Genomic DNA, 24,577 nt, shown 5'->3' with positions numbered 1-24,577 from the left:
GGCATAACAGACATCGCCGCCGAAGTCTCACCAGCACACACGCCTGAATAACAACATAGCAATCAGAGATATTTTACGAGTTCAATACTCGAATATGTTTGTTCAGAATACTCTTTGTCTCCAAAAATACCATTAATCTTGTCGAAGCCGGTTTTATGCCAAAATCTTAGAGCAGACCAGTTTTTCAAAGCTACGTTGATCCTAATTTCCTTATAGTCGATTTTAGTTAACTCCGAGGACAAATGCTTGATAATTTCTAGTCCAAAGCCTTGATTCTTATACGACTCCCCAATACACATGAAAGCTATGTAGGCAATATCGCCCGCTGGAAAACCATGGTAAATAGATACCATACCAATTATAGATTTGTCTATGGATTTAGCCCTTATTGTAAGTAGTTTATAGTTTTCCTTCCTGCCATTTGGGGGCAAATCACCCTGAAAATAACATTGACTGATGTAGTTCTTATCAGGAACATTCCCATCCCATTGCTTAGTGTTGCTGCTTGATTCATAAAGTTCTTGTAACTCCTCTATTTCGGAATGTTTGGTTTCGTCGACAATAAAGCTTTCGGACTCAAAGGGTGTAGCCAATACTCCCATACGTCACTTCCTCTCGCGAACAAAATAGATATCTGTCAACCCAGCTTTCACATTCGTAACTGTTAAAAAACTCGCCTGCCGAAGTCTCACGCCACATCTGCATCACAACGGGGAAAAACCTGCAAAAGTACATCTTTTTTGCTCCTTGATGAGCTCTTCCCGGAAAATTCCTGCAAATCTGCAGTAATTTCCGCCCGGGATCGCGCTCGGACCCGTTTTGATCGGAAATTCCTGCACAATCGCAGGCTTTTCCGCCAAACCGGCCGATTTCATCGAAAAGCCTGCACTTTTGCAGGTTTTATCGGGCGGGCAGGTTTTACCAGGCACCGGGCCATCAGATAATCCCAGTATATACTCTCGACTTTAAATGATCCATTAATTTCCTGAACCACCTCGCCCGTACAATATGGGCTTCGACGGAACGCACACGAAGATACAAAAAGAGGGCTAGCCCTACAAAGGTGGCCGCGATAGGTAGCTTGCGTCAACAAGCTTCTCCATACGTTTACGCCATCCTTAGTAAAAGCGAGCCCTACTACAGTTAAGTCCCCTTCAAGGCAACGAAGAGTGTTGTATCGTGCTTAAATTCCTTGAATGCACATCAAAGCGCAGAGATGCCTTTGATGGAAAAGCTGTATGCATAGCTGCGGTTGGCATACAATGTAAACTCCGGATGTGTCTTCGACATCCAGCTGTCATCGCCGCCGACGCCCATCTGGCGGTAGTTGACGCGCAGCGCTACCTTGCCGCTGGGAGGCAGCTTGTAGCCGTGGTCGTGCGCCTCAAGCTCGGCCGGCGTATACGGCAGCGCGTTCAGCTCGACGGCCGGAGCGCCTTCGACCCGCAGGCCGATCCCGTCGCTGCGGGTCAGTTCGGCCCAGCGGACGCCCGTTTTGTTGCCGCATTCCTGCGGACGCAAATACGGCACGTACTGCTCTTCGACCTTGCCGCTGTAAATGCCGAGACGTGCGCCTTCGGCGCGGTCCCAATAATTTTCATGCGGCCCGTTGCCGTACCAGCGCAAGTTTTCAAAGCTGCTATCAAGCTGGAACATCACCCCGACTTCCGGAATTTCCGGCAAGTTCGGCCCCGGGTGCAGCTCCTCGCGGATGCAAATCTCGCCATTGCCCAGAACCGTATACAGCAGCTTGCAAAATGAAATCTGCGCCGTCGGCAGCGCAAACTCCGCCTCAACCTCCAGCTTATCGGGATAGGATACGATGTTCAAAGCGTACAACCGGCGGTTCTGCCCGGCTTCCCTCCAGGTCACGCTGCGCTCCGGCAGCTTGTTGCCTCTATCGTTGTCGATGCTGGCCCGCCAAAAGTTCGGTACCGGAGCCATTTTCAGCAGTTCGACCCCTTTGTACACATAAGAAATCAAATCACCGGTCCGCTTGCTGAAAACCGCGCTGAAGCCGGCTCCCGAAACCGTAAAGGCAAAATCCGTCTCGTCCGTTTGCAGCGGCGGATTCGCGGCGGCCGGCACGGCCTGCGTCTCGACCGGCAGGATGAACTGCTCGAACGCCACCTCGTGGCCGGCAGGCGCCCAAGCCTTCCCGGTTTTCTCCGCCAGCCGAACCGTCAGCGTATATTCTTCGCCGGCCGAAGCGGCGGCAGGAAGCTTATAGGGCAGCGCCACTTCGACGGCTTCCCCCGGCTCCACGTCCAGCGGGGCGCTTCCGTCCGCGACAGTCACGCCATTTTTCGCCACTTCCCACAGCAGCTCATAAGCGCTCAAATTCGTGAACAAATACCCGTTGGCGACGCGAATGCGGCCCTCCAGCAAATCAACCGCCTCGAACTTGGCGGACTGGTAGCATTTCTTCACTTCATGCAGCTTCGGCGTTACCCGGCGATCGGCAAAAATAAGCCCGTTCCCGCAAAAGACGCCGTCATTCGGCGTATCGCCGAAATCGCCGCCGTATGCCAAATATTCGATGCCGTCCGGCGTTTTCGTGCGGATCGCTTGGTCGATCCAGTCCCAGATGAAGCCGCCTTGCAAAATCGGATACTTCTCAAACAGATCGGTATATTTAAACAAATTGCCGCTGGAATTTCCCATCGCATGGCTGTATTCGCACAGGATGAACGGCTTTTTCGGATTCGACAGCGCGTACTCCTCGACTTTGTGCGGCAGCGTGTACATCTGGCTTTCGATGTCGGAGGCGGCGTCGGACTTGCGGCAGCGGGTGACGCCTTCATAATGAACGAGCCGGGTCGGATCTTCGGCGCGGAAAAAATCGTGCATTTTCACAAAATTGTCTCCGCCCCACGCCTCATTTCCAAGCGACCAGATGACGATCGACGTATGGTTTTTGTCCCGCTGCAGCATCGAATTGGCGCGGTCCAATACGTTGGCCGTCCATTCGGGCTTGCTCGCCGGAATCGTCCAGCCCTCCTCCTCCTGAAAATTGGACCAGCTCCCGTGGGTCTCAAGATTCGTCTCGTCGATGACATACAGACCGTATTCGTCGCACAGATCGTACCAAAGCGGATGATTCGGATAATGGGAGGTGCGGACCGCATTGATGTTATGGGCTTTCATCAGCTGTATGTCGCGGACCATGTCGTCATAGCCGATAGCGCGGCCCGTATCGCAGTTGAACTCGTGGCGGTTGACGCCTTTGAACAAAATGCGCTTGCCGTTGATCTTCATCAGCCCGTCCTTCAGCTCGAACCGGCGGAACCCGATGCGGCAGCTTACCGCCTCTACGAAACGCCCGGACGCGTCTTTCAGCGTAAGAACAAGCGTGTACAGGTGCGGCGTTTCGGCGGTCCACTTCAGCGGGTTTTCAACCTGCGCGGAAAGCCCCACCGCCTGCTGCTTCTCCCGGTCCGGCTCCACATCAGCCTCGCCGACAACCAACACAAGCCCGCCGGCCCGATCGTACAGCGACGCCTCCAGCGTATGCCGGCCCAGCGGTTCGCCGAACGCATTCGTCACCGTCGCCTTCACTTCCAGCAGGCCGTTCCGGTATTCGCCGTCCAAATCCGCCACGGCGCTGAAATCGTACACATGCGCCTGCGGCGTGCTGTACAAATACACATCGCGGAAAATGCCGCTCATCCGCCAAAAATCCTGGTCCTCCAGCCAACTGGCGTCGCACCAGCGGTACACCTCGACGGCCAGCTTGTTTTCCCCCTCCTGCAAGTAGGGGGTCAGGTCGAACTCCGCCGGCGTAAACGAATCCTCGCTGTAACCGACCAGATCGCCGTTTACCCAAACGTAAAAAGCCGACTCCACACCCTGAAAGCTGATATAGACGTGCTGCCCTTGCCATGCTTCCGGGACCGTGAACGTCCGCGCGTAAGAGCCTACCGGATTGTACCCGGTCGGCGCAAAAGGAGGCTTGATATCTTCCTTGCCCTCCCACGGATATTTGACATTCGTATACTGCGGATAATCGTAGCCTTGCAGCTGCCAATGCGCCGGAACCTGAATGTCGTCCCAGGCGTCCGTGTCGTAATTCGCTTCGTAGAAATTGACGATACGCTTGTCCGGCGTTTCGGCAAAACTGAACTTCCAGGTGCCGTTCAGCGACACCGTATAGCCCGATGCGCCGCGGTCGCCCTTCAAAGCTTCCTCTACGGAAGCAAAAGGCATTAGCGTCGCATGCGCCGCCATCCGGTTCAATTGGAAAATTTCCGGGTTGTTGTTCCACTCGGGATAGCCGTTTTGGGGAGGGGTATACTGGAATTTTTGCGACATTTTCGCGCACCTCGCTTATTGGATATATAACTGTTTGAATTCGGACGGGGTTATGCCCGTATGTTTTTTGAACAATTCGCTGAAATGCCGCCTGTCTTCGTAACCGAGCGCTTGCGCGATCTCCTGCACCTGCTTGCCTTCAACCAGCATCGTTTTCGCCTGTTCCATCCGCTCCGTCGTGACGAACTGGACTACGGTCATGCCCGTCACCTTTTTAAACAGATTGGCAAAATAACTGCCGCTCAAATAAACCAGCTTGGCATAATCGTTGACGGTCATGTCGGAGGCCAAATTTTGCCGAATGTGAGCGATGACTTGCTCCACGACTCTGTTCACATCTTCCGCATGCCGTTTCTGAATGAGCTCGCATCCCGCTTTGCACATTTCCTTGATGTTTTCCTGGAGCTCTTTGAGCTTGAACGACGTAAGATTGTTGATGTAAAGCAAATGACGATCGATGCGCTCCTTCTCTTCGCGGGTCAGCTTTTCCGAGAACACGCGGCTGATGAGAAAGGCCAATTCGTCGCACATGCCCTTGACCATGCCGGGAGCCGGAGGTACGGATGCGGAGACGGTTTCCTCGAACAGTTCGTCCACAATGGCGGACGCTTTGTGCAAATTCCCCGAGCGCAGGCAGTAAAAAAGCTCCTTCTCTTTTTCCGGAGAATAGCGCGGCGCGGCCTGATGGACAGGATTCATATTCCGGTAACTGTACACGGTATTGCCGCCGGTATAAAAATTATACGAAAGGGCTGTAAGCGCCTGGGCGTTGGAGTAAGAAATCTGGTGTATCGCCTGCACTTCTTCCCCGAGTCCCAGAGATACCGTGTATTTGGAATTTTTCTCGACATTTTCGCGGCATTTCTCCGCCATCGCTTCCGCGCTCAAGCCGGCCGGAGGATTGAAGATGGCCACAAACCGGTTCGTATTATCGCGAAAAACAAACCCTTTTGTATACTGCTGCAAGCTTTCCTCCACAATATTATGAACGGTAAAGCGGATAAGTTCAACTTCCTGCACGGGCAGCGTCTCCGTCTGTTCGGCAAACTGGTCGATTTCCGCCAGCATGACGACAAAGCGCTCCCGCTCCAGCCCGATATTCAAAAAATCCCAGCGTTTGGCCGCTTGTTCAGGGGTCGTTTTGAACTGCAGCAGCAGTTGAAAATATTCCTGCCGCAAATACGGCAAGCTTTCGCGCAGCTTGCGTTCCATTTCGCGGTAACGCTGCATGCGGTCCAGTTCCTCTTCGATCGATGTTTTCGCCTTCAAGACGACTCCGGTAATGTTTTGCGGCGTAAACGGCTTTACAATATAATCGAAGGCGCCGAGTTGGACGGCCTGCTGCGCATATTCAAAATCGGTATAGGCGCTTAGAAAAACGATTTTCGTGTGCGGCAGCATCTCCAGCACCTGCCTCGTCATTTCAAGCCCGTCCATTCTGGGCATGCGGATATCGGTCAAAACGATGTGAGGCTCGGTTTCGCGAATAAGCTCGATGCCCTGCTCGCCGTTGCTCGCCGTCCCAACAATGCGAATGCCGTAAGTTTTCCAATCGATATGGTTCGCGATGCCCTGCACTACGGTTTTTATATCGTCGATTACGCACATTTTAAGCTCGGTCGCCACTGCTCATCACCCGCTTGCCCAAGGTATTGTTATTGTTACGGAAGTCGATACGTAAGGTTCGCTGCTCAATCTGATTTCGGCTTCGCTGCCGTAATACAGCCGCAGCCGCCCGTAAACATTGCGAAGCGCGTAGCTTTTTTTCGACGGCTGATCCATCCGCATGTCGGCATCGACTTGCTGAATGTTCATGCCTGCGCCGTTATCCTCGACGCGGAGCCGCAGACTGTCGTTCCATCGAAACGCGGAAATCCGGATCTTGCCCATCCCCTCCATTTCCTGAAAGCCGTGGAGAATGGAGTTTTCCACCAAAGGCTGCAGCAATATTTTCAGAACCGGCCTGTTCAGCAGCGTTTCGTCCTCTACCTCGATCGTATATTCGAACAGATCCTCGTAGCATTTTTGCTGAAGATTCAAGTAATGCCTGACGTGATCGATTTCCTGAGCCAGCGTCAGCATGTCGTTCCCGCCGTTCAGCCCAAGCTGGAACAGCAGCGACAGCGAGGCGATCATCGCCGAAACGTCCCGGTTCTGAGAAGTTTCCGATTTCCAAAGAATCGTGTTTAACGTGTTGTACAAAAAATGAGGGTCGATCTGCGCCTGGAGCGCTTTGACCTCCATTTTCCGCTTCTCGTACTCGGCGGCCTTGACGTCCTCAATGAGCGAGGAAATCTCCTCCAGCATCCGGTTGAACTTCAGCCCGACCTGTGTGACTTCATCTTCGTATTTGCTCGTAAACCGCACGTCGAGGTTGTTTTGCTCGACCTTTTTCATGAGCCCCTGCAGCTTGTGCAGCGGCTTCAGCAATAAGCTCGACATGACATTGGACAGCACGAAAGCGAGTACCGCGCAGCACAGCATGATCCACAGCGTAGTCGTTTTGATGCGGTTCACCTGCGTAAGCAGCTCGGATTGCGTCTGCACGCTGACCATCGTCCAATTGGGCGCCATCGTCAGACGCGAATAGTTGATCAAATATTGCTTACCTTGGACATTGTATTTGAAAAATCCCCGGTCCTGCCGGCCTTTCACCTGCTTCAAGAAAGCCGGATCATGCTCGAACTGTGACGTTCGGCTGCTGATCGGGAGTACGCTGTCGCCGTTTTGGGACAACAGAAAATAGTCGTTGGCATGATCGAGCAGGTCATCGGTGACGACGTCCCGGATTGCATCTTCCTTGACGTTCACGACGACATACACATCGCGAATGTCGAATTCCGCGACAGGCTTCATAATCAAGGAAATTACTCTTTGCTTCCCCGAAAATAAAGGATCTTCATGATCCTCCACCCATACGACGCGGTCCGTACTGTCCAAATAGCGGGCAAAAATCGTGTCCTTGAAACGGACCTGGCTGTTGCGAAGATCGTTTGTGGCAAACAGTTCGCCGACCGGCGTATAGATTAAAGTCGATTGAATCGACGGTTCGATCAGCTTCATTTGCCCGAGAGGAATTTGCAGGGAAGACAGCCGCGTATAATAGGAAGCCGAATTATTGGCGTATACGTCTTCCATGGCATGTCTGAACGGATCACTGAGCATCATGGAAGAGGTTGATACGACGATGTGCCGCAGCTTTTCGTCAAGCACGCGCGCGGATTTGTTGAGCGTATTCTGACTGGATATGAACGCCTCCTGCTCTGTCGACCGAAAAGCGATCCAATAGGACATCGTGCCCGTCAGTGCGATCGAGAGGACGGTCAGCATCAGCACCGAAATCCACAAACGCCGGCGGAGCGAAAGCCGATAAAACCATGTTTTCAATCTGCCAGCCCCCTCTTTGTATCCGATAGATGAACCCGCGAATCAGGCGCCGCGGCAGTAAAAGCGAAGAGACGCGCTGCTTTCGGCCGCGCGCCCCTTGCCCTATCATACTGTCTTACTTTGCGAGGCTTCCCTGCAGCTTGCTTGCATCGAAGCTCGGATCCGCTTTCGTCTTCGTTTCCCCTGCAGCCCGCGCTTTCTCAAGCGCCGCATTATAGCGGGTGTTCAAATCGCTCAATATTTTGTCCAAATCTCCGCCTTCAAGCATATATTTGATGATGGCATTTCCCGTTTTGATGCCTTCAACCTTCGTTTCCGTCACACCGGCCGGCGTTGGAGCGTACAGCGCATCGTATTTGGTCGGCAGGAAGCCTTCGATACCCGGCATAGTCGGTTTCTTCGCAACGGCGTTCACATCAGGCACAATGGAGATACCGAAGCCTTTTTCATGGTAATCTTTCTGGAAATCCAGGCTGTAGATGTATTGTAGGAATTTCCAGGCTTTGTCTTTGTTAGGCGTGTTTTTGTTGATCCCGATATAGCTGCCGGCGTTGCTGAGAGCGACCGCTCCCGTTTGGTTCCCGTCGATCGTAGGCGGAAGTGCTGCACTCCAATTAATTTTCGTCGGGAATTGGCTTTGGTATACGGCAGGCTCGCCGGAATGGTTAAAATACATGCCGATTTTGCCGGCCGCAAACTGCGCGCGCAGCGGATCGATATCGAGCGACTCGACGCCCGGCAGCATGCTGCCGTCCTGCTTCATTTGACGAAGCGCCTCGACAATCGGTTTATAGGCCATAAAATCAAACTGACCCGTTTTGTAATTGTAGCCGTCCACTACGGAAGTTCCGCTGAGCGAACCGACCGGGTTGGCGATCCGACCGAAGGCGGAGCTTGGGTTTTTGAAGTTTTCCGCAAAGCCGTAAGCGCCGATATCTTTGCCGGCTTCCGTAATCTTCTTGGCATCCTCGACCAATTCCTTCATCGTTTTCGGCGGTTCTTTGATGCCGGCTTTTTGGAACAGATCGACGTTATAGATCAATCTCCAATATTGTCCCGTATTCGGGAGCGAATAAATTTTGCCGTCCATCATATTGACTTCTTCCACCATCAAATTACTGTAGCGCTTCTTCATGTCATCGGTCAACAGGTCATTGAGCGGCAGCATGTAGCCTTTTTTCACAAAACCGGCAAAATCGTTCGTCCGGAAAACGTCAGGCGCCTGATTGCTCGCAAAAGCGACATCGACCGACTGGTTGAAGTTGTCGGCCAGCACCGTCATTTCCACTTCGATATTATCTTTGTTCGTTTCGTTGAACTTCTTGATAATTTCCTTCATGTAATCGGCATCGTGGCGGTCAACGGTCCAGTAGGTGAGCTTCGTTTTCGCCCCGCCCGCAGAGCTTGCGCCTGTGCCGGCGCTGGCATTCGGAGACTTATCGGCTGCGCCGCCGCAAGCGGAAAGCGCTGCTGCCATAGTGATGCTGAGCAGCATGGTCATTGCCATCTTTTTCTTCATGTCGGTAAACCCTCCTGTTTGGTTAGCATACTCTAAAAATGATGCGAAGTAATCATGCAACTGTTTTCATAATACCCTTTCGCCAGCCGGAACCGTGAAGGACAAACCAACTTTCCAGGTGGGGGAAAACCACTCTTCTGCCCCTTATCCTTTTACGCTGCCTGCCGTTACTTGCACGAACGATTTGTTCGCCAACACGTATACGACCAGAATCGGCAGGAAGGACAAGCACGCACCGGCCATCATGAGCTGAGCCTCCGCCGCCGCGCCGACCCCGTAGCGCAAATTGGCCAGACCGACCGTCAGCGTCTGCAGCTTCGGGTTCGTCATCGTGAATACAAGCGGCAAAATGTATTCGTTCCACGCGCCGCGAAATGTGAACAATGCGGTCACACCGAGAGCCGGGCGCAGCAGAGGAAGCACGATTTTCCAATAAACCGTATAGAAATTGCAGCCGTCGATATAGGCCGCCTCGTCCAAATCTTTGGGAATCGCCTTAAAAAAGCCGATCAGCATAAAATAGGCCACAGCATGCGCGCTGATCAAAATGATGATGACGCCCCACAGCGATTTGTTCAAACCGAGCTTGACCATCAAGTTGAACTGGGGCATCAGTACAACCGCGCCGATTGAAATGAACATCGTACTGGCTTGCAAGCCTACGTACAATTTTTTGCCGGGGAACTTCGTCCGGTCAACGGCATAAGCCGACATCGTCGCGACGAGCAGCGTTCCGACCGTCACTACTACGCTGAGAAACAGACTGTTCCACGTAAACCGCGCAAAATTCGCCTGCTCCCAAGCCGTGGCATAGTTGGAAAATTTCCAAACCGAAGGCAGTATCGTCGCCCCCGTCGTCAATTCCGCATTCGTTTTGAACGATCCCAGAATAGCCATAATAATCGGAAACAGCGTAAAAAAAGCTATAGCCAGCAAAAAGATCCATTTTATAATTTGAGCGATGAAATAGCCGCCCTTGAAACCGCCTGATTTCAGACTAGTATCCATCATTCACCCTCCCTTTATTTAATCCTGATTCAGACGTCTGGACATATAGAAATATACAACGGTAACGAGTCCGACAATCAAAGCCGTCACGAACCCGACCGCGCTGCCGTAGCCGATTTCCTGTACAGTAGGACTAAGCGCCGAAACCGGGAAAAATAATTTGTAGACGTAAAGGTACATCACATCGGTTTTGCCGAACGGTCCTCCCTCGGTCAAGACCATGATGCTTTCATAGCCTTTCAGCGAGTTGATGATGGCCAGCATAATGATCATTTGCAAAACAGGGCCAAGCATCGGAATCGTAATGCTCCAAAATTTTTGGAACGCATTCGCTCCGTCAATCGACGCGCTCTCGTACAGATCGTCGGGAATGCCTTGCAATCCGGCGATGAACAGCAGCATGTAGTTGCCGATCGCGCCCCAGATCGCCGTGATGATCACGGTCAGCATCGCATAATTCGGCCCCAGCCAATCGATCGCTTTGGAAATCAAGCCGTATTTCAGCAAAAATTGGTTCAACAGTCCGTTATACGAATTGAAAATCGTAAAAAATACGATAGCCATAACCGACGTACTGATAATGGTCGGCATGAAATAAATAGCCCGCAGCAATGATTTGCCTTTAAGCCCGCGGTTCAAAATAACCGCAAGGATGAGCGACAGCGGCAGTACGATGATGAGCTTCCCGCCCGCATAAATGAGCGTGTTGTACACGGAATGCCAGTACTCCCCGTCGCGCATCAGCCTCGCAAAGTTATCGAGCCCGATAAATTTCTCCTGCCCGTATCCCTGGTAACTGTAGAACATATAACGAAACGCCCACACAAGCGGATATATCCCTAACGCCAGTGTTAAAAACAGGCTGGGGAAAATAAACACATACGAATTGAAAAGAGAAAACCTTTTGCGCATAGTATATCTCCTTCTTGAGGTTATTGTATTTCAAGCATAGTACAAACGCGTGAAAATGCGGGAGTGGCTATTCAACTGTGTCCGTATGACAAATCAACTGTGTTGCGGAAACGCGTCCCCAATGTTGAAAAAAAGGCCTACCAGAAAATTCTGGTTGACCTGATAACCGGGCGGCGCAGATGCGGAGTCGCCCGCTGCAGCGAGAGAGCGGCGAATCACGCTTGGGCTCGGCGGAGCCGGCGAATCGCTTCCGGGCCCGGGCGGAGCCGGCGATTCCGCTCCAGGGATCGGGCGGAGCCAGCGAAACTGCAAAGGTGCCGGGCGTAAAAACTGCGCCGCCGGGCGCAGCCGCACTTTCCCGACCGCACCACTTCCGGTGCGGGTTGCGACTTTGTGCAACGGGCGGTCATGAAGCGGATTGGCGGACCTGGTCAGGGGAAAGCCTGCGAAAAGAGGTTTTTTCAAATACCTGCAATAGTGCAGGCTTTTTCCGTGAAGGTGGCCCGTTTTGGCGAAAAACCTGCGAAAGTGCAGGAATTTTCGATGAAAACGGATCTGAGCCGATGCTCGTGCCGAAAAGCCTGCACATTTGCAGGAATTTCCCGCAGCACGGGTCTTAGCAGGCAAAAACCTGCACTTTTGTAGGTTTTCTTCGCACAACCAGGCGGTTATTGCTAGCGGCTCCGGCGTGCGGGATTCTGGGCAGCCTGACTTTTGCATGTTTTCTGCGCATTCCCGGCGCTGCCTTAGCGAGCAAGTTTTTCGACGGCCTCTTTTGCATCGGTGCTAATTGCCGCCCGCGGCCGATTTCAGCACTTCGAACGATCGTTCGAAGTGCGACTCGACTCGTTTGTCTTTGCCCGTCCCCGACAATTAATGAAAATGAACGATGAACGTTCTGATCTCGTAAGGCTTCGTTTGAACTTCGATGAATGATTCGTACTGCCGCTCTCCGAGAGGCCGTTCGAGCAAATCGCACTCCTGCCAAGACATGATCCGGGCGTCGCTGGAAATGCCCACGGTCCCGCTGATGCCGGCGAACTCGTGAATTCTTACAATGACCGCAGCCTCGTCCTCGGCTTTTTTGACTGCGTCGATCATTACATGATCGCAGGAAATCCGGAACAAGCCGAACGAATCAGCGGCAGGCTTGCCGGGTGCGAACGTCAGCGGATTGTTAAGCGACCACGCGGACGGCACCGTTCCCCCGTCGTACCAGTCTCCGGCGTGCGGGTACAGCGAATACGTAAATTCGTGCGCTCCTTGGTCGGCCGTCGGGTCAGGAACCATCGCGGACTTGATCAAGGTGAGCCGCATTACGTTATCTTTAATGTCATAGCCGTACTTGCAATCGTTCAGCAGGCTGACGCCGTAGCCGCGCTCAGACAAATCGGCCCACTGATGGCCGACCGATTCAAATCGGGCGTAGTCCCAGCTCGTATTCCAGTGCGTCGGGCGCTTGACGTTGCCGAATTGGATGTCGTAGGTCGCTTCCGTCGCCCGGATTTGCAAAGGAAACGCCACTTTTAACAGCTTGCGGCGCTCATTCCAATCGACATGCGTCTGAAAATCGATTCTGCGGCTGTGCGCATAAAGCACCATATCCTGCACGACGGTAGAGTCCATATATGTCCACTCCATACGGACAACTGCAGCCAACGGCCCGATGTCCGTCACTTCGATGCGGGTCAGGCGCTCTACCTCTTGCTTTTTCTCCGTATAAAAAATGTCGATGTCCCACGCCTCGTGTCGGCCTTTCGGCTTATCCTCAAACACTTCGAACCGGTTGCCCGACTGGCCTTCGACAAGTATCTCCCGACGCTCTATCCGATCGTAGAGGCGGACAATTTGACCGGCGGCATTCCACTCGATTTCATAAAACGGCGTCTTTAATCCTTGGGCCGTCGCCTTAAATTTCACCGGCACCGCCGCAGACTGACCGCCTAGCTCCCCGCTGCGGATTACCGCGTATCCCATCGGGGAAACGCGCTCCACCTTGACCCACCAGCTTCCGCCTACAAGCTGAGCCTCCAGCGGGCTTCCGGCAGCATCGAACCACTGTGCGTCCGCTTCTTCCCGGGGGATGCACACGATATCCGTCCGCTCCCACGGAGCGCCGTTGAACACCGTCACTTCGCGCCCGCTCCCCCTGCCTTCCGTCATCCGGGAAACGGATTGCCGCCACACTTGCTCGCCGATGGCCAGCGCCTCATCGTACTCGATTCTGCTGTCCTCGTACACCTCGCGAATCGACGAGCCCGGGATAATATCGTGGAACTGGTTGCGTAAAATAATTTTCCAGCCCTCATGAAGGGCCAGGGACGCTTCTTTTTCCGCCGCGAGGTCCGGGGCCTGCAAAATGCCGCTCAGCGCCTGCACCCACTCCGTTTCCCGGTACAGCAGCTCCAGCTTGCGGTTCATGCGCTTGTTATGCGCCTGACTCGTATACGTGCCGCGGTGCAGCTCCAAATACAGCTCGCCGTCCCATGTATGCACGTACGAATCGGCGCTGTCGACACGCTGCTGCAGTTCGTCGAAGTACTCGTCTGCGCGCCCCGTCTTCACCCAAGGAATGCCCGGAATAGCGTCCAGCCTGCGCCGCATCTCCAGCATCTCGCGGTTGACGCCCCCTCCGCCGTCGCCGAACCCGTATGCAAGCAGCAGCGACGAATTCAGCGTCTTGTCACGGTAGCCTTCCCAAATCCCCTGCACCGAAGCCGGCGTCACTTTTCCGTTGTACGTGTAATAAAAAGCGCCTTCGCTCGTACCCGGGTCCGGCGTCGTAATAAAATGAGTCAGCACTTCCGTCCCGTCAATCCCCCGCCACTTAAACGTGTCATGAGGCATCCGGTTGTACTGGTTCCAGCTGATTTTCGTCGTCATGAACGACTCGATGCCGGCTTTGCGCAAAATTTGCGGCAGTGCCCAACTGTAGCCGAACACGTCCGGCAGCCACAAATATTTGCACTCAACGCCGAATTCCTCGCGGAAAAACCGCGTCCCGTACAGCAGCTGCCGCACCAACGATTCCCCGGACGCCAGATTGCAATCCGCCTCCAGCCACATCGCGCCCCCGGCTTCCCAGCGGCCTTCCCGGACGCGTTCCTTGATGCGCTCGTAGATTTGCGGGTAATCCGATTTGATATATGCATACAACTGCGGCTGTGTTTGCAAAAAGACATACTCCGGATACTGCTCCATCAAACGCAGCACCGTAGAAAACGATCTCGCCGCCTTCTCCCGCGTATGCTTCAACTGCCACAGCCAGGCAACGTCAATATGCGTGTGGCCGATACACCGAACCACGACCGAGTGCAGCTTGGGCGCAGCCGCTAACGCCTGCCGCAGCTGTTCCCGCGCACTTGCAACCGAGCCGTAAAAACCGCCGCTCCCCGGCTTCGACCAGTCCAGCATCAGGAAGGCCTGATCCAGCATATGCAGCAGCTCATGCCGTTCCGGGCGCTTCTCGTCCAGAGTCCGCACCGTTTCAAGCAAGGCTTTGGCCGTGTAAAACAAATCGTCCGCGGCTTCATCCAGCCAGCAGACGGCGGCCAGCTCCAACCGGCTTTCCATGATGAGATAGCTTTGATATCCCCCAAGCCCGGACCATAGGCGGAAGCGAAGCTGCGCCGTAGTACCGATCGCCTCATCCGGCATAAACACCTCTTCGTGATTGGAGTCGACGCCCTGATACGGCTCCCCGTTCAAAAACAGCAGCGATTCGAACCCGCTGTTCGTTCCTTCCCCGGTATGTCCGAGCCGAAACCGGCCGAGCACTTTTCTCCCTTTCCATTCGTCCGGAATGAACACGTCGGCAGCGAGCCAGTAGTATACGTCGCGACCCGTCCAGCGATCTCCCAGACGGATCTCCTGCCATTCGCCATCTTCCCGCGGATACGCCCCGATCTTGCCCTCAGCATCGAGTTTGATGCGAAATGTATCGATATGCCGTTCATCGCGATAGCGGTACGGCTCCAAATCATTGATGCGCGCATGCAATTTCTCCACAGTCCAGAACATCAACATTTCTCCTTCACTATGCAAATATTCCCCTGCAAAGGGTGCGATATGTCCATTGTATAAGAAAGAACTCTCCGCTTGTGACAGGCAATCCGATGAACATGGGGGGGGAAAATCATTCAATAATGAACCTTACATGCAGAAACGGCTTACATTTCTATCACTTTTTGCCGATGAATACTTTGAAGGGTGTGAAATCCCTGATTTTTACAATTTCAAAACAACACAGAAAAGAAGGTGGCGTCAACATGAAAAGTTATTTGAAGTTCGCGTTCCTGTCGGCAGTGCTTGGAACCGTACTGATCAGCGCTCCCGGCTGCGGCAAAACCGCAAGTGAAGAACAGAGCAAAGGAATTGAAGGGCCGGTCACCTTAAAACTTGCCTGGTGGGGAAATGATCAGCGCCGCGAGATGACAGAGAAAGTGGTGCAGTTGTTCCAGCAAAAAAATCCGTCGATCAAAATTCAAACGGCCAGCTTCGCCGGAACCGAGCCTCTTACGACTGATTTGGCTATGAAAGCGGTGGATCAGGATTTGCCCGACATTATTCAGACGGACTATAACTTCATGAGCCAATACGCGAGCCGCAAGCTCATCGCGCCGCTTGATTCCTACGTGAAAGACGGCATATTGAATCTGAAGGATGTAGACCCCTCTTACACCGAAAGCGGTAAAACGAACGGGCAATTGTTTGCCGTCACTCTGGCCATCAACGTGGCTTCAATGGCCTACGATCCGGCCGTGTTCGAGAAAGCGGGAGTCCCTGTCCCTCCGCCTGAGTACACGTTTGACGATTTGCACCGGACCGCCCTTAGTCTGAAAGCCAAAATCAAGGATAAGGACTTTTATCCGCTGGCCAATCTCCCCGATTTTTCGTATTATCTCCGGGGCAAAGGAGCCTCTTATTATAATAAAGACGGGACTGCGTTAGGCTATGATGACGACCAGTATTTCATTGAATATGTAACGACGCTGAAAAAATGGAAGGAAGAGGGGCTTATCGCTCCATCGCCCACTACATCGGGCAACGAGCTGCTCATCGCGCGCGGGAAAGCCGCATTTTATCATACAACGAGCAACCAGGTAAGTACGATAAGCAAAAACGCCGGCCACCTGATCAAAATATTGCCGCCGCCGGCCGTTGCCGCGGGCCAGGAAGCCAAATTTCTCAAGCCGTCCATGTTCTTCTCCGTGTCCAACTATTCGAAGCACAAAGAAGCGGCTGCCAAATTTATCGATTTCTTCATCAACGATCCGGATGCCAACGATATTTTGTCGGGCGAGCGCGGTGTCCCGGTTTCCTCGAAGATCAAAGACCGTCTGACGGCCAAATTGAATGACGCCGACAAAGAGCAGTATGCAATCATCGACTACGTGAAATCGCATGCCAAGCCGATCGATCCGCCCTCGCCCAAAGCCAGCGTCAACGTGGCGACCGTGTACAATATTGAATCGGACTATATCATAAGCGGGCAAAAAGCTCCCGAAGCTGCAGCCAAAGACTTCCGCACCAACGCCAACAATATTTTGAGCGGAAACATGGGAGGGGGCCACTGATCATGAAACTGACGATCGGCAAAAAACTGTACGGCGGATTCTCTGCCATCCTGCTGCTATTCATCATCATTGCATCGGCCAATTTCTTCTTCATCGCCAAGGTTAACAATACCTACGTCGAGCTCATGAACAATCGCGTAGCCCTAGTAGGCCTCATCAAAGATTTAAATGCCTCTGTCGGAGATGAGCAAACCGGCGTTTTCGGTTATTTGTTAACGGGAAATGCCGATCAGTTGAAGGACTACCAAACAGCGCAGGCAACGTTCAACCAGCTTATCAAAAAGGCGGAACAACTGGTTACCAAACCGGATCAGTGGGAAATTTTGCAGGGACTCGCACTGTTGCAAGAAAAGTACACTAGCGCCGCGGATCAAATGATCGACGCCAAGAAGCAAAACAAGACGGACCAGTACATTCAAGCCGCGAACAGCCAGGAGCTGGTGATCCAAAAAATCAACCAGGCCGCAGATAAGCTGGTCAGCAATCAGGAAACCTTCATGGCCCAGGAACAAAGCGACATCGCCGAGTTGATCGTTTCGTTGAAAATATCGCTAGCCATCATTACCGCGGCCACGCTGATCCTGGGGATTGGAATCGCATTTTTCATCAGCCGTTCCATTTCCAAACCCATTTTGCTGCTGTCCGCTTCCGCTGCCCGAATTTCTTCCGGCGACTTGACGGTCAAGGAAATTTCCGTCAAAAACCGGGATGAGATCGGCCAGTTGGCTGCAGCTTTCAATCAAATGACGAATAACTTGCGGCAGGTCATACAGGAAGTAGGATTTCATGCCGAACAGGTGGCTGCATCCGCCGAGGAGCTGACCGCCGGCGCAGATCAAACCAGTCAAGTAACCGAGCATGTGGCGAAAATCTCGGAAGAAGTCGCTGCCGGCACGGAACGGCAAGTGAATACGATTCAGGCAAGCACGCATTCGGTTCAGGAAATGGACTCAGCCGCCAGCCAGATTGCCGTCGAAGCGATGACCGTATCCGATCAAGCCCAGCACGCTTCGCGAATGGCAACGGAAGGCAATGAAGCCGTTAAAACGGCAATCAGCCAAATGAATTCCATCAACCAAACCGTTCATGGCATGGCTGATGTCGTGCAAGGTCTTGGCGAGCGTACCGGGCAAATCGGCGAGATCATCGGATTTATTACGGACATCGCCAACCAGACCAACCTGCTGTCGCTCAATGCGGCGATTGAAGCCGCACGGGCCGGCGAGGCGGGAAGAGGCTTCTCCGTCGTTGCCTCGGAAATCCGCAAGCTGGCGGAGCAAACGTCGCAATCCGGCAAAAAAATAACCGAAGTCATCAGCGGCATTCAACAGGATGTGTCCATCACGGCAAAAACGGTCAAAGAAGGTACGAAGGAAGTAAAAACCGGCATTGAAGCCGTACATACAGCCGGAGAGGCGTTCGACAAAATCAAAGAGGCGATTCACGAAGTCACCTCGCAAATACAAATTGTTTCCTCCTCTTCCCAGAAAATGACGAACGAAACGAAACAACTGGTCGTCTCGTTCGAATCGATCATGGCGATATCCGACCAAGCGGCAGAGGGAACGCACAGCGTATCGGCATCCGCCGAACAACAGCTTGCGACCATGCAAGAAATTACAAGCTCATCCGCAGCCTTGTCCAAAATGTCGGAGGATCTGCTCGAATTAATCGGAAGGTTCAAATTGAACTAAATTCAGTCCGGATCGCCTAAGAGACTAGGGACTGGTCCAAAAGAAGCTTTAGCTTCTGCGGAGTCAGCCCTCTGACAAAAAGACGCCTCATTACCGCTAATACAGTGGCACTGAAGGCGTCTTTTGGCATTAATAGTTTAGTTATTACAGCGTCGATGTTATCCCCACTTGAAAACTGCGGCGGTTGCACTTGACACATCGATAATTTTCGATATGATTATGTGTATGGAGCCAATTGAAATTTTTAAAGCACTGTCCAACGAGTCGAGATTGCAAATTTTGCATTGGTTGAAAGAACCTGAAAACCATTTTACGCCCCACGAAGGGATTGATATGAGGAAAATCGGGGTATGTGTATGTCAAGTCACGGACACGTTGAAGATGACACAGTCCACAACTTCCCAATATTTATCGATACTCCAGCGGGCAGGTCTGGTCACGGCGGAGCGGATCGGTAAGTATACGTACTTCAAAAGAAACGAGGAAGCGATACGCGAAATCGGTGCATTTTTCAATAATGAAATTTAATGACAACAAGCTGAATGCTTTCTAAGAATTCGGTTTGTTTCTGAGCTACATATCGATATATTTTGATATGTAGATTTTTTATGTATAACACATCGATAATTCATTATATATAGATGTGAAACAAATAAGGAGTGGTATAGTTGAAGGCAAGCACTTGGAAGGTTTATTTTTTGGCAATTGTCAGTTTTTTGGTCGGGACATCCGAGTATGTCATTTCAGGTATTTTGGACCAAATCTCGGATACGCTGGGGATTTCCATTACTTTGGCCGGGCAGTTTGTGACCGTTTTTTCCTTTGTATATGCCATTTGCACCCCCATATTGATGGCTTTGACGGCAAAAATCGAGAGGCAAAAGCTGCTTGTCGGAGCGCTGGGAATTTTCGTGGTAGCCAACATTTTGTCTTTTGTTCTGCCGGACTTCGGACTTTTTGTGCTTGCTCGCGTGATCATGGCTTTAGGCGCAGGAATGGTTGTTGTAACCGCCTTGGATATAGCAGCGAAAATCGCGCCCGAAGGTAAGCAAGCCAGCTCTATTGCAACCGTAGTGATGGGGTTTACTACTTCATTAATTATCGGGGTTCCTCTCGGACGCATGATCGCTGCGGCATACGGCTGGAAATCGGTGTTCGGTTTCATTGCCATAATGGGGTTTCTGGCCATCTTTGTTCTATATAAAACGATCCCGCAAGTAAAAGGGGATGCCCCTGTACCTTTATCTAAGCAGCTTGCTCTTCTCAAAAGCAGAAAAGTGGCTCTTGGACTATCGATCACTTTCTTTTGGCTCGGCGGCTACTCGATAGCGTATACCTACATTTCTCCTTATCTTCTCAAGGTTGCGGGCTTAAATGAAGAAGTGCTCAGCGGAGTATTGTTGGTGTTCGGCGTGGCCAGCTTAATCGGTTCCAAATTCGGCGGCTACAGTACGGATAAATGGGGAGTTCCTTTCACGTTAGTCGGGGGAATGCTCCTGCACATCGCGGCTTTCCTGTTACTATCTGCTGCCGTTGCTCTAAAGGGTTCTTGGGTGCTCGTTGTCGCCGTTCTTGTATTATGGTCATTTGCAGCGTGGTCGTCCGGTCCTACGCAGCAATATAATTTAATCCGAATTAAGCCGAATTATTCGGGAGTCATGCTCGGGCTCAACCAGTCAACGATGCAATTATCGATGGCAGCAGGAGCGGGAATCGGCGGCCTCGCCGTGGATCGGGTATCTTTATCATCCATCCCGTGGATCGGGACGATCGGTGTAGCGATTGCAGTCACGGCCTCGTTATTATTATTTTCATGGATAAGACAAGAAGCAAGAAAAGAAGGCATGCCGCAAGAGCATGCTTTGTCAGACTGATCCAGGCGCTTGCAGAATCGATCAATCGGCAAACCTGCAGGAGCATTAAGAGCCGTTTAGAAACCCCATATCTATCAGATGTGGGGTTTTCTTTGTTTTGGCATACGCCCCCCAGTTCGACTGGGGGCTTCTGTTCGAAATTTCGTACAGAAATTGTACTGATTTCGTAAAATCGAAAAATAGGTATGAAAAATCGAACAGAATACTGCCTATAGCGGTAAAGATGACTTTTGTATGCGAAAAATCATACAGAAAAGCGCAAAAAGGGACTGCAATAGACCGTCTCATGGCAACGAGTTAAAACTGCTCTCCTCAGGCAGTTTGTCCTCCTCAACGCTCCGCGTTCTTCCGATGCCCGCCGCTTTCCGAAGCCGGCTGCTCTTCCACCAGTTGCGCGTCGATATCGATGATATCCGAGCTGCTCCCCGCTTCTTCGCCGAACAAATCTTTGAGCTTGTTCTTCGCTCTATCCTTCACTTCCTGGTCGATGCTCATCGCCACAGCGCCGAGCGCCAGCCCCAGCGCGCCCAAATCGTCCACATAGCCGACCACAGGCAGCAAATCCGGAACCAAATCCAGAGGCAAAATCAAATACCCGAGCGCCCCGTAAATTTGGATCTTGGCCTTAAGCGGAGTTTTCGGGCTATCTAACGCATAGAACAGCAGCAGTCCGCTGTATATGACTTTAGCTCCCGCCTCTTTGGCGGTCTTCTTGACCTTGTCCCAAAAACGGTCGTTGGAAAAATGCTTTTCATACTTGGAAGAATCCATCCCCCTACACCTCCATCGTCAATTGGAACCTCTGTTTTATCCCATTATATCACAAGGGCGCATTTGCCATAATCAGGACGGAATCCGCCATCCGGCTTCAAGAGCATGTTAACGGCCCTGGCGGAGGTTTAACATGATCGGCCCGAGGGGATGCTATCTAAAAATGCAACTCTCAGCCATGCTCATACGTGATCATTTAAAGAAAATATAACCACCAGAAAGCGCTTTACAAACAAATATCAGTCATATATAATCATATTCGACAACAATCGAGCACGAAAGTGGTCAATTTCGCAAGAAAGTCACTGAATGGTAGCTAAGGAGGGATTCTTATGCTGTTTGAGGAAGAACGCCAGCAGAAGATTGCCGATTATGTGCAGCAGAAAGAGCGGGCTTCCGTTCAAGAACTGGCCCAGCATTTTCAAGTATCCGAATCGACCGTCCGCCGTGACTTAAGGATTCTTGAAAAATCCGGCCAGCTCAGGCGAACGCACGGGGGCGCGGTGATTATGTCAAGCGACAACTCGGAGCCTTCGTTTATTGAGAAAGAGGACCGCTATCGGATACAAAAGGAGGCAATCGCCAAGGAAGCTGCGGCCATGGTCCGCGAAGGAGATACCATTGTTATGGATTCCGGCACGACGACTTACTATTTGGCCAAAGAGCTCAAATCGTTCAAGCAGTTGACCGTCGTCACCAACTCTGTGATGGTAGCTCAGGAGCTTGCCAGCAATAAAGGCATCGATCTCGTGCTGACCGGCGGAATGCTGCGCCATGAGACGTTGGCTATGGTAGGCCCGCTAACCGAAAAGGCAATGGAATCCATGTATGTGGATAAAGCTTTTCTGGCTATAAATGGCGTGGACCCGGCCGCCGGACTGACGACGCCGAATATGCTGGAGGCCGCCGCCAAAAGAAGTATTCTCCGTTCCGCCAAACAAGTGATTCTGCTTGCGGATCACAGCAAATATGGAATCGTTTCGTTTGCCAAAGTGGCCGATTTGTCGGACATCGACGAATGCTTGACGGATGACGGGATTTCGGAGAATGCGCTGAACGATTTAAACGCAGCCGGTGTTTCGGTCACGGTGGTCCCTGTCGGGAAGGAGAAGGCATGAAAGCAAACGTACTTACAGTCACATTAAATCCTGCGATCGATAAAACCGTCACGGTCGAAGATTTTGTTATCGGCGGCTTGAACCGTATTAAAGAATGGAGAACCGATGCCGGGGGAAAAGGGATTAACGTCGCGAAGGTGCTCAAGCACTTCTCGATCGATGTCGTCTCCTGGGGATTGTCCGCAGGGCACCAAGGGAAGATGATTACGCGGAAGCTGCAAGAGCTGGGCATTCCCGGATTCTTTATCGAAACCGAAGGCGAGACCCGGACGAATCTGAAAATGTATGTCGAGAGCACGAAGGAAACGACGGAGCTGAACGAGTCGGGTTTTACGGCCGACGACAAGACGCTTGGCGAGTTCGTCAGCGCTTATCGGGAAGCGGTCAGGGACGTACCTGTTGTCGTGTTGGGAGGAAGCTTGCCTCCGGGAGCGCCGAACGATTTTTATAAAACGCTGATTCGCATTGCGAACGAAGCCGGAGCACGCACCGTGCTGGATGCTGACGGCCAGCCGTTCATTCACGGCATCGAAGCCGTCCCTTATGCGGTGAAACCGAACATTCACGAACTGGAAGCGTTGTTCGGCGAAACGTTTCGTACGGATGAAGAAATTATAGCCGCAGCGAGAAAGCTTACCGGCAAAGGAATCGCATGCGTGGCCGTTTCTTTGGGCGGCGACGGTTCGATTCTGGTCAGCGGGCATGAAGCGTACCGCGCGAAACCGTTCCCCATCACACCGATGAGTACCGTAGGAGCCGGGGATTCGATGGTAGCGGCCTTGATCTATTGTTTACTGCACGGCAAAACGCTGGAGGAGATGACCCGCTGGACGTCGGCGGCGGGAACCGTAACAGCCTCCAAACCGGGCACACAGGTCTGCACGCTGGCAGAGGTGGAAGCTAACCTGGGCGGCGTAACGATATCAAAACTTGCATAACTGAAATGAAAATCATTTTAGGAGGTTAGACTATGAAAAAGATTCTTGCGGTAACCGCATGTCCTACCGGTGTAGCGCACACGTACATGGCCGCCGAATCGCTCGCAAAAGCCGCCAAGGAAAAAGATATTCCTATCAAGGTGGAAACCCGCGGGGCGGTCGGCGTTGAGAATGAGCTGACTGAGCAGGAAATAGCCGAAGCACATGCCATTATCGTAGCCGCGGATACGGATGTACTGGAATCCCGGTTCTCCGGAAAGCCGGTTGTCAAAGTTCCCGTAGCCCAAGCAATCAAAAATCCCGCCGGGCTTCTCGAAGAAGCGCTTAACAAAGAAGCAGCTTCATCGGACGATTATCTGAAGCAGGTCGAGCAATCCAAGGCCCAGCGCAGCGCTACCCGCTCCGGTCCTTACAAGCATTTGATGACCGGCGTATCCAACATGCTTCCGCTCGTTGTAGCGGGCGGATTGCTAATTGCGCTCTCCTTCGTATTCGGCATCGAGGCGTTTAAAGTTCCCGGCACGATGGCCGCCGCATTAATGAATATCGGCGGCGGAGCGGCATTCGCTCTTATGGTGCCGATTTTGGCCGGATTCATCGCATTCTCCATTGCCGAAAAACCGGGTCTTGCTCCCGGTCTGGTAGGCGGGATGCTTGCGTCGCAGATCGGCGCCGGCTTCCTCGGCGGCATCATCGCCGGTTTCCTGGCAGGCTACGTCGCGCTAGCGCTCAAAAAATATATCAAGCTGCCGAGAAACTTGGAAGGCTTGAAGCCGATTTTGCTCATACCGCTTATTGCAACGGGTATAACCGGACTGTTGATGATCTACGTCATCGGCGAACCGGTGAAGGCGGTCATGGACGCTTTGACGGTATGGCTCAAAACGCTTGGCACGACGAATGCCATCCTGCTCGGCCTGCTGCTCGGAGCGATGATGGCGTTCGATATGGGCGGACCCGTGAATAAAGCCGCTTATACGTTTGCCGTAGGGCTGCTCGGAAGCGGCGTGTACGGTCCAATGGCGGCAGTCATGGCTGCCGGAATGACCCCTCCGCTCGGGTTATGGCTCGCTACGCTGCTTGCTCCGAAGAAATTCAGCAACGAAGAGCGGGATGCGGGTAAAGCTGCTTCCGTGCTCGGGATCGCGTTTATTACCGAAGGAGCGATTCCATTCGCCGCCGCGGATCCGTTCCGCGTCATTCCTTCGATCGTGGTCGGTTCCGGAGTAACGGGCGCAATGTCCATGCTGTTCGATGCAACGCTTCGCGCACCTCACGGCGGCATCTTCGTGCTGCTGATTCCAAACGCGGTGGGACACTTGGGGATGTATGCCCTGTCCATCGTAGCGGGAACAATTGTTACGGCAATCATGTTGAATATTTTGAAAAAGCCCGCCAAAGGCTGACGGATACAAATACACATCGGAGAGGGCACCGACCGCTCTCTCCATATATTTTAGGAGGAATAA

Annotated in this window: 16 protein-coding genes; 7 read left to right on the top strand and 9 right to left on the bottom strand. The window is 52.5% G+C overall.

Annotated elements, in window-relative coordinates:
• Positions 1-62 precede the first annotated feature (62 nt).
• The 8 genes from AC3G2T_RS14440 to AC3G2T_RS14405 form a co-directional block, all read right to left on the bottom strand.
• Complete coding sequence (locus AC3G2T_RS14440; protein ID WP_474682589.1) at positions 63-602, bottom strand: GNAT family N-acetyltransferase; 540 nt, start codon at positions 600-602, stop codon at positions 63-65.
• 601 nt (positions 603-1,203) lie between these two features.
• Entirely contained in the window at positions 1,204-4,311 is a 3,108-nt protein-coding gene (gene lacZ / locus AC3G2T_RS14435; RefSeq protein WP_488435901.1) for a beta-galactosidase, LacZ type, read from the bottom strand.
• A gap of 15 nt (positions 4,312-4,326) precedes the next feature.
• A complete protein-coding gene (locus AC3G2T_RS14430) occupies positions 4,327-5,937 on the bottom strand; it encodes a response regulator (RefSeq protein ID WP_474682591.1) in 1,611 nt (536 codons plus the stop codon).
• Positions 5,938-5,943: 6 nt separating this feature from the next.
• Positions 5,944-7,698 carry a sensor histidine kinase gene (locus AC3G2T_RS14425; protein WP_488435900.1) on the bottom strand — a complete coding sequence of 585 codons (1,755 nt, stop codon included), beginning with the start codon at positions 7,696-7,698 and terminating at the stop codon, positions 5,944-5,946.
• A 115-nt stretch (positions 7,699-7,813) separates the two neighbouring features.
• Positions 7,814-9,217, bottom strand: a complete 1,404-nt coding sequence (locus AC3G2T_RS14420; protein WP_488435899.1) for an ABC transporter substrate-binding protein — start codon at positions 9,215-9,217, stop codon at positions 7,814-7,816.
• A 144-nt stretch (positions 9,218-9,361) separates the two neighbouring features.
• On the bottom strand, positions 9,362-10,228 hold the full coding sequence (locus AC3G2T_RS14415) for a carbohydrate ABC transporter permease (protein WP_488435898.1): 867 nt from the start codon (positions 10,226-10,228) through the stop codon (positions 9,362-9,364).
• 15 nt (positions 10,229-10,243) lie between these two features.
• Positions 10,244-11,137, bottom strand: a complete 894-nt coding sequence (locus AC3G2T_RS14410; RefSeq protein WP_488435897.1) for a carbohydrate ABC transporter permease — start codon at positions 11,135-11,137, stop codon at positions 10,244-10,246.
• A gap of 873 nt (positions 11,138-12,010) precedes the next feature.
• Positions 12,011-15,157, bottom strand: a complete 3,147-nt coding sequence (locus AC3G2T_RS14405; RefSeq protein WP_488435896.1) for an alpha-mannosidase — start codon at positions 15,155-15,157, stop codon at positions 12,011-12,013.
• A 248-nt stretch (positions 15,158-15,405) separates the two neighbouring features.
• Between AC3G2T_RS14405 and AC3G2T_RS14400 the strand changes: the two genes are divergently transcribed.
• From AC3G2T_RS14400 to AC3G2T_RS14385, 4 genes are all read left to right on the top strand, one after another.
• Complete coding sequence (locus AC3G2T_RS14400) at positions 15,406-16,713, top strand: ABC transporter substrate-binding protein (RefSeq protein ID WP_488435895.1); 1,308 nt, start codon at positions 15,406-15,408, stop codon at positions 16,711-16,713.
• Between the two features lie 2 nt (positions 16,714-16,715).
• Positions 16,716-18,407 carry a methyl-accepting chemotaxis protein gene (locus AC3G2T_RS14395; RefSeq protein ID WP_488435894.1) on the top strand — a complete coding sequence of 564 codons (1,692 nt, stop codon included), beginning with the start codon at positions 16,716-16,718 and terminating at the stop codon, positions 18,405-18,407.
• Between the two features lie 225 nt (positions 18,408-18,632).
• Complete coding sequence (locus AC3G2T_RS14390) at positions 18,633-18,935, top strand: ArsR/SmtB family transcription factor (RefSeq protein ID WP_474682599.1); 303 nt, start codon at positions 18,633-18,635, stop codon at positions 18,933-18,935.
• Positions 18,936-19,075: 140 nt separating this feature from the next.
• Positions 19,076-20,281 (top strand): MFS transporter, encoded by a 1,206-nt coding sequence (locus AC3G2T_RS14385; protein WP_488435893.1) that lies wholly within the window; start codon positions 19,076-19,078, stop codon positions 20,279-20,281.
• Between the two features lie 330 nt (positions 20,282-20,611).
• Here AC3G2T_RS14385 and AC3G2T_RS14380 read toward each other — a convergent pair whose 3' ends face one another.
• A complete protein-coding gene (locus AC3G2T_RS14380) occupies positions 20,612-21,052 on the bottom strand; it encodes a YkvA family protein (protein WP_488435892.1) in 441 nt (146 codons plus the stop codon).
• Positions 21,053-21,384: 332 nt separating this feature from the next.
• Between AC3G2T_RS14380 and AC3G2T_RS14375 the strand changes: the two genes are divergently transcribed.
• Genes AC3G2T_RS14375 through AC3G2T_RS14365 form a run of 3 tightly spaced genes read left to right on the top strand, consistent with a single transcriptional unit; the run spans position 21,385 to position 24,514 of the window.
• The gene (locus AC3G2T_RS14375) at positions 21,385-22,170 is read left to right on the top strand and encodes a DeoR/GlpR family DNA-binding transcription regulator (RefSeq protein ID WP_488435891.1); all 786 of its coding nucleotides are present in this window, start codon (positions 21,385-21,387) and stop codon (positions 22,168-22,170) included.
• A complete protein-coding gene (gene pfkB / locus AC3G2T_RS14370) occupies positions 22,167-23,108 on the top strand; it encodes a 1-phosphofructokinase (protein WP_488435890.1) in 942 nt (313 codons plus the stop codon). Before AC3G2T_RS14375 ends, pfkB begins: the two co-directional genes overlap by 4 nt.
• Before the next feature lie 32 nt (positions 23,109-23,140).
• On the top strand, positions 23,141-24,514 hold the full coding sequence (locus AC3G2T_RS14365) for a PTS fructose transporter subunit IIC (protein ID WP_488435889.1): 1,374 nt from the start codon (positions 23,141-23,143) through the stop codon (positions 24,512-24,514).
• The last annotated feature ends 63 nt before the right edge of the window (positions 24,515-24,577 follow it).

The sequence above is a fragment of the Paenibacillus sp. sgz302191 genome (genome assembly GCF_057749925.1).
This window is presented reverse-complemented; position numbering and strand designations above follow the sequence as displayed.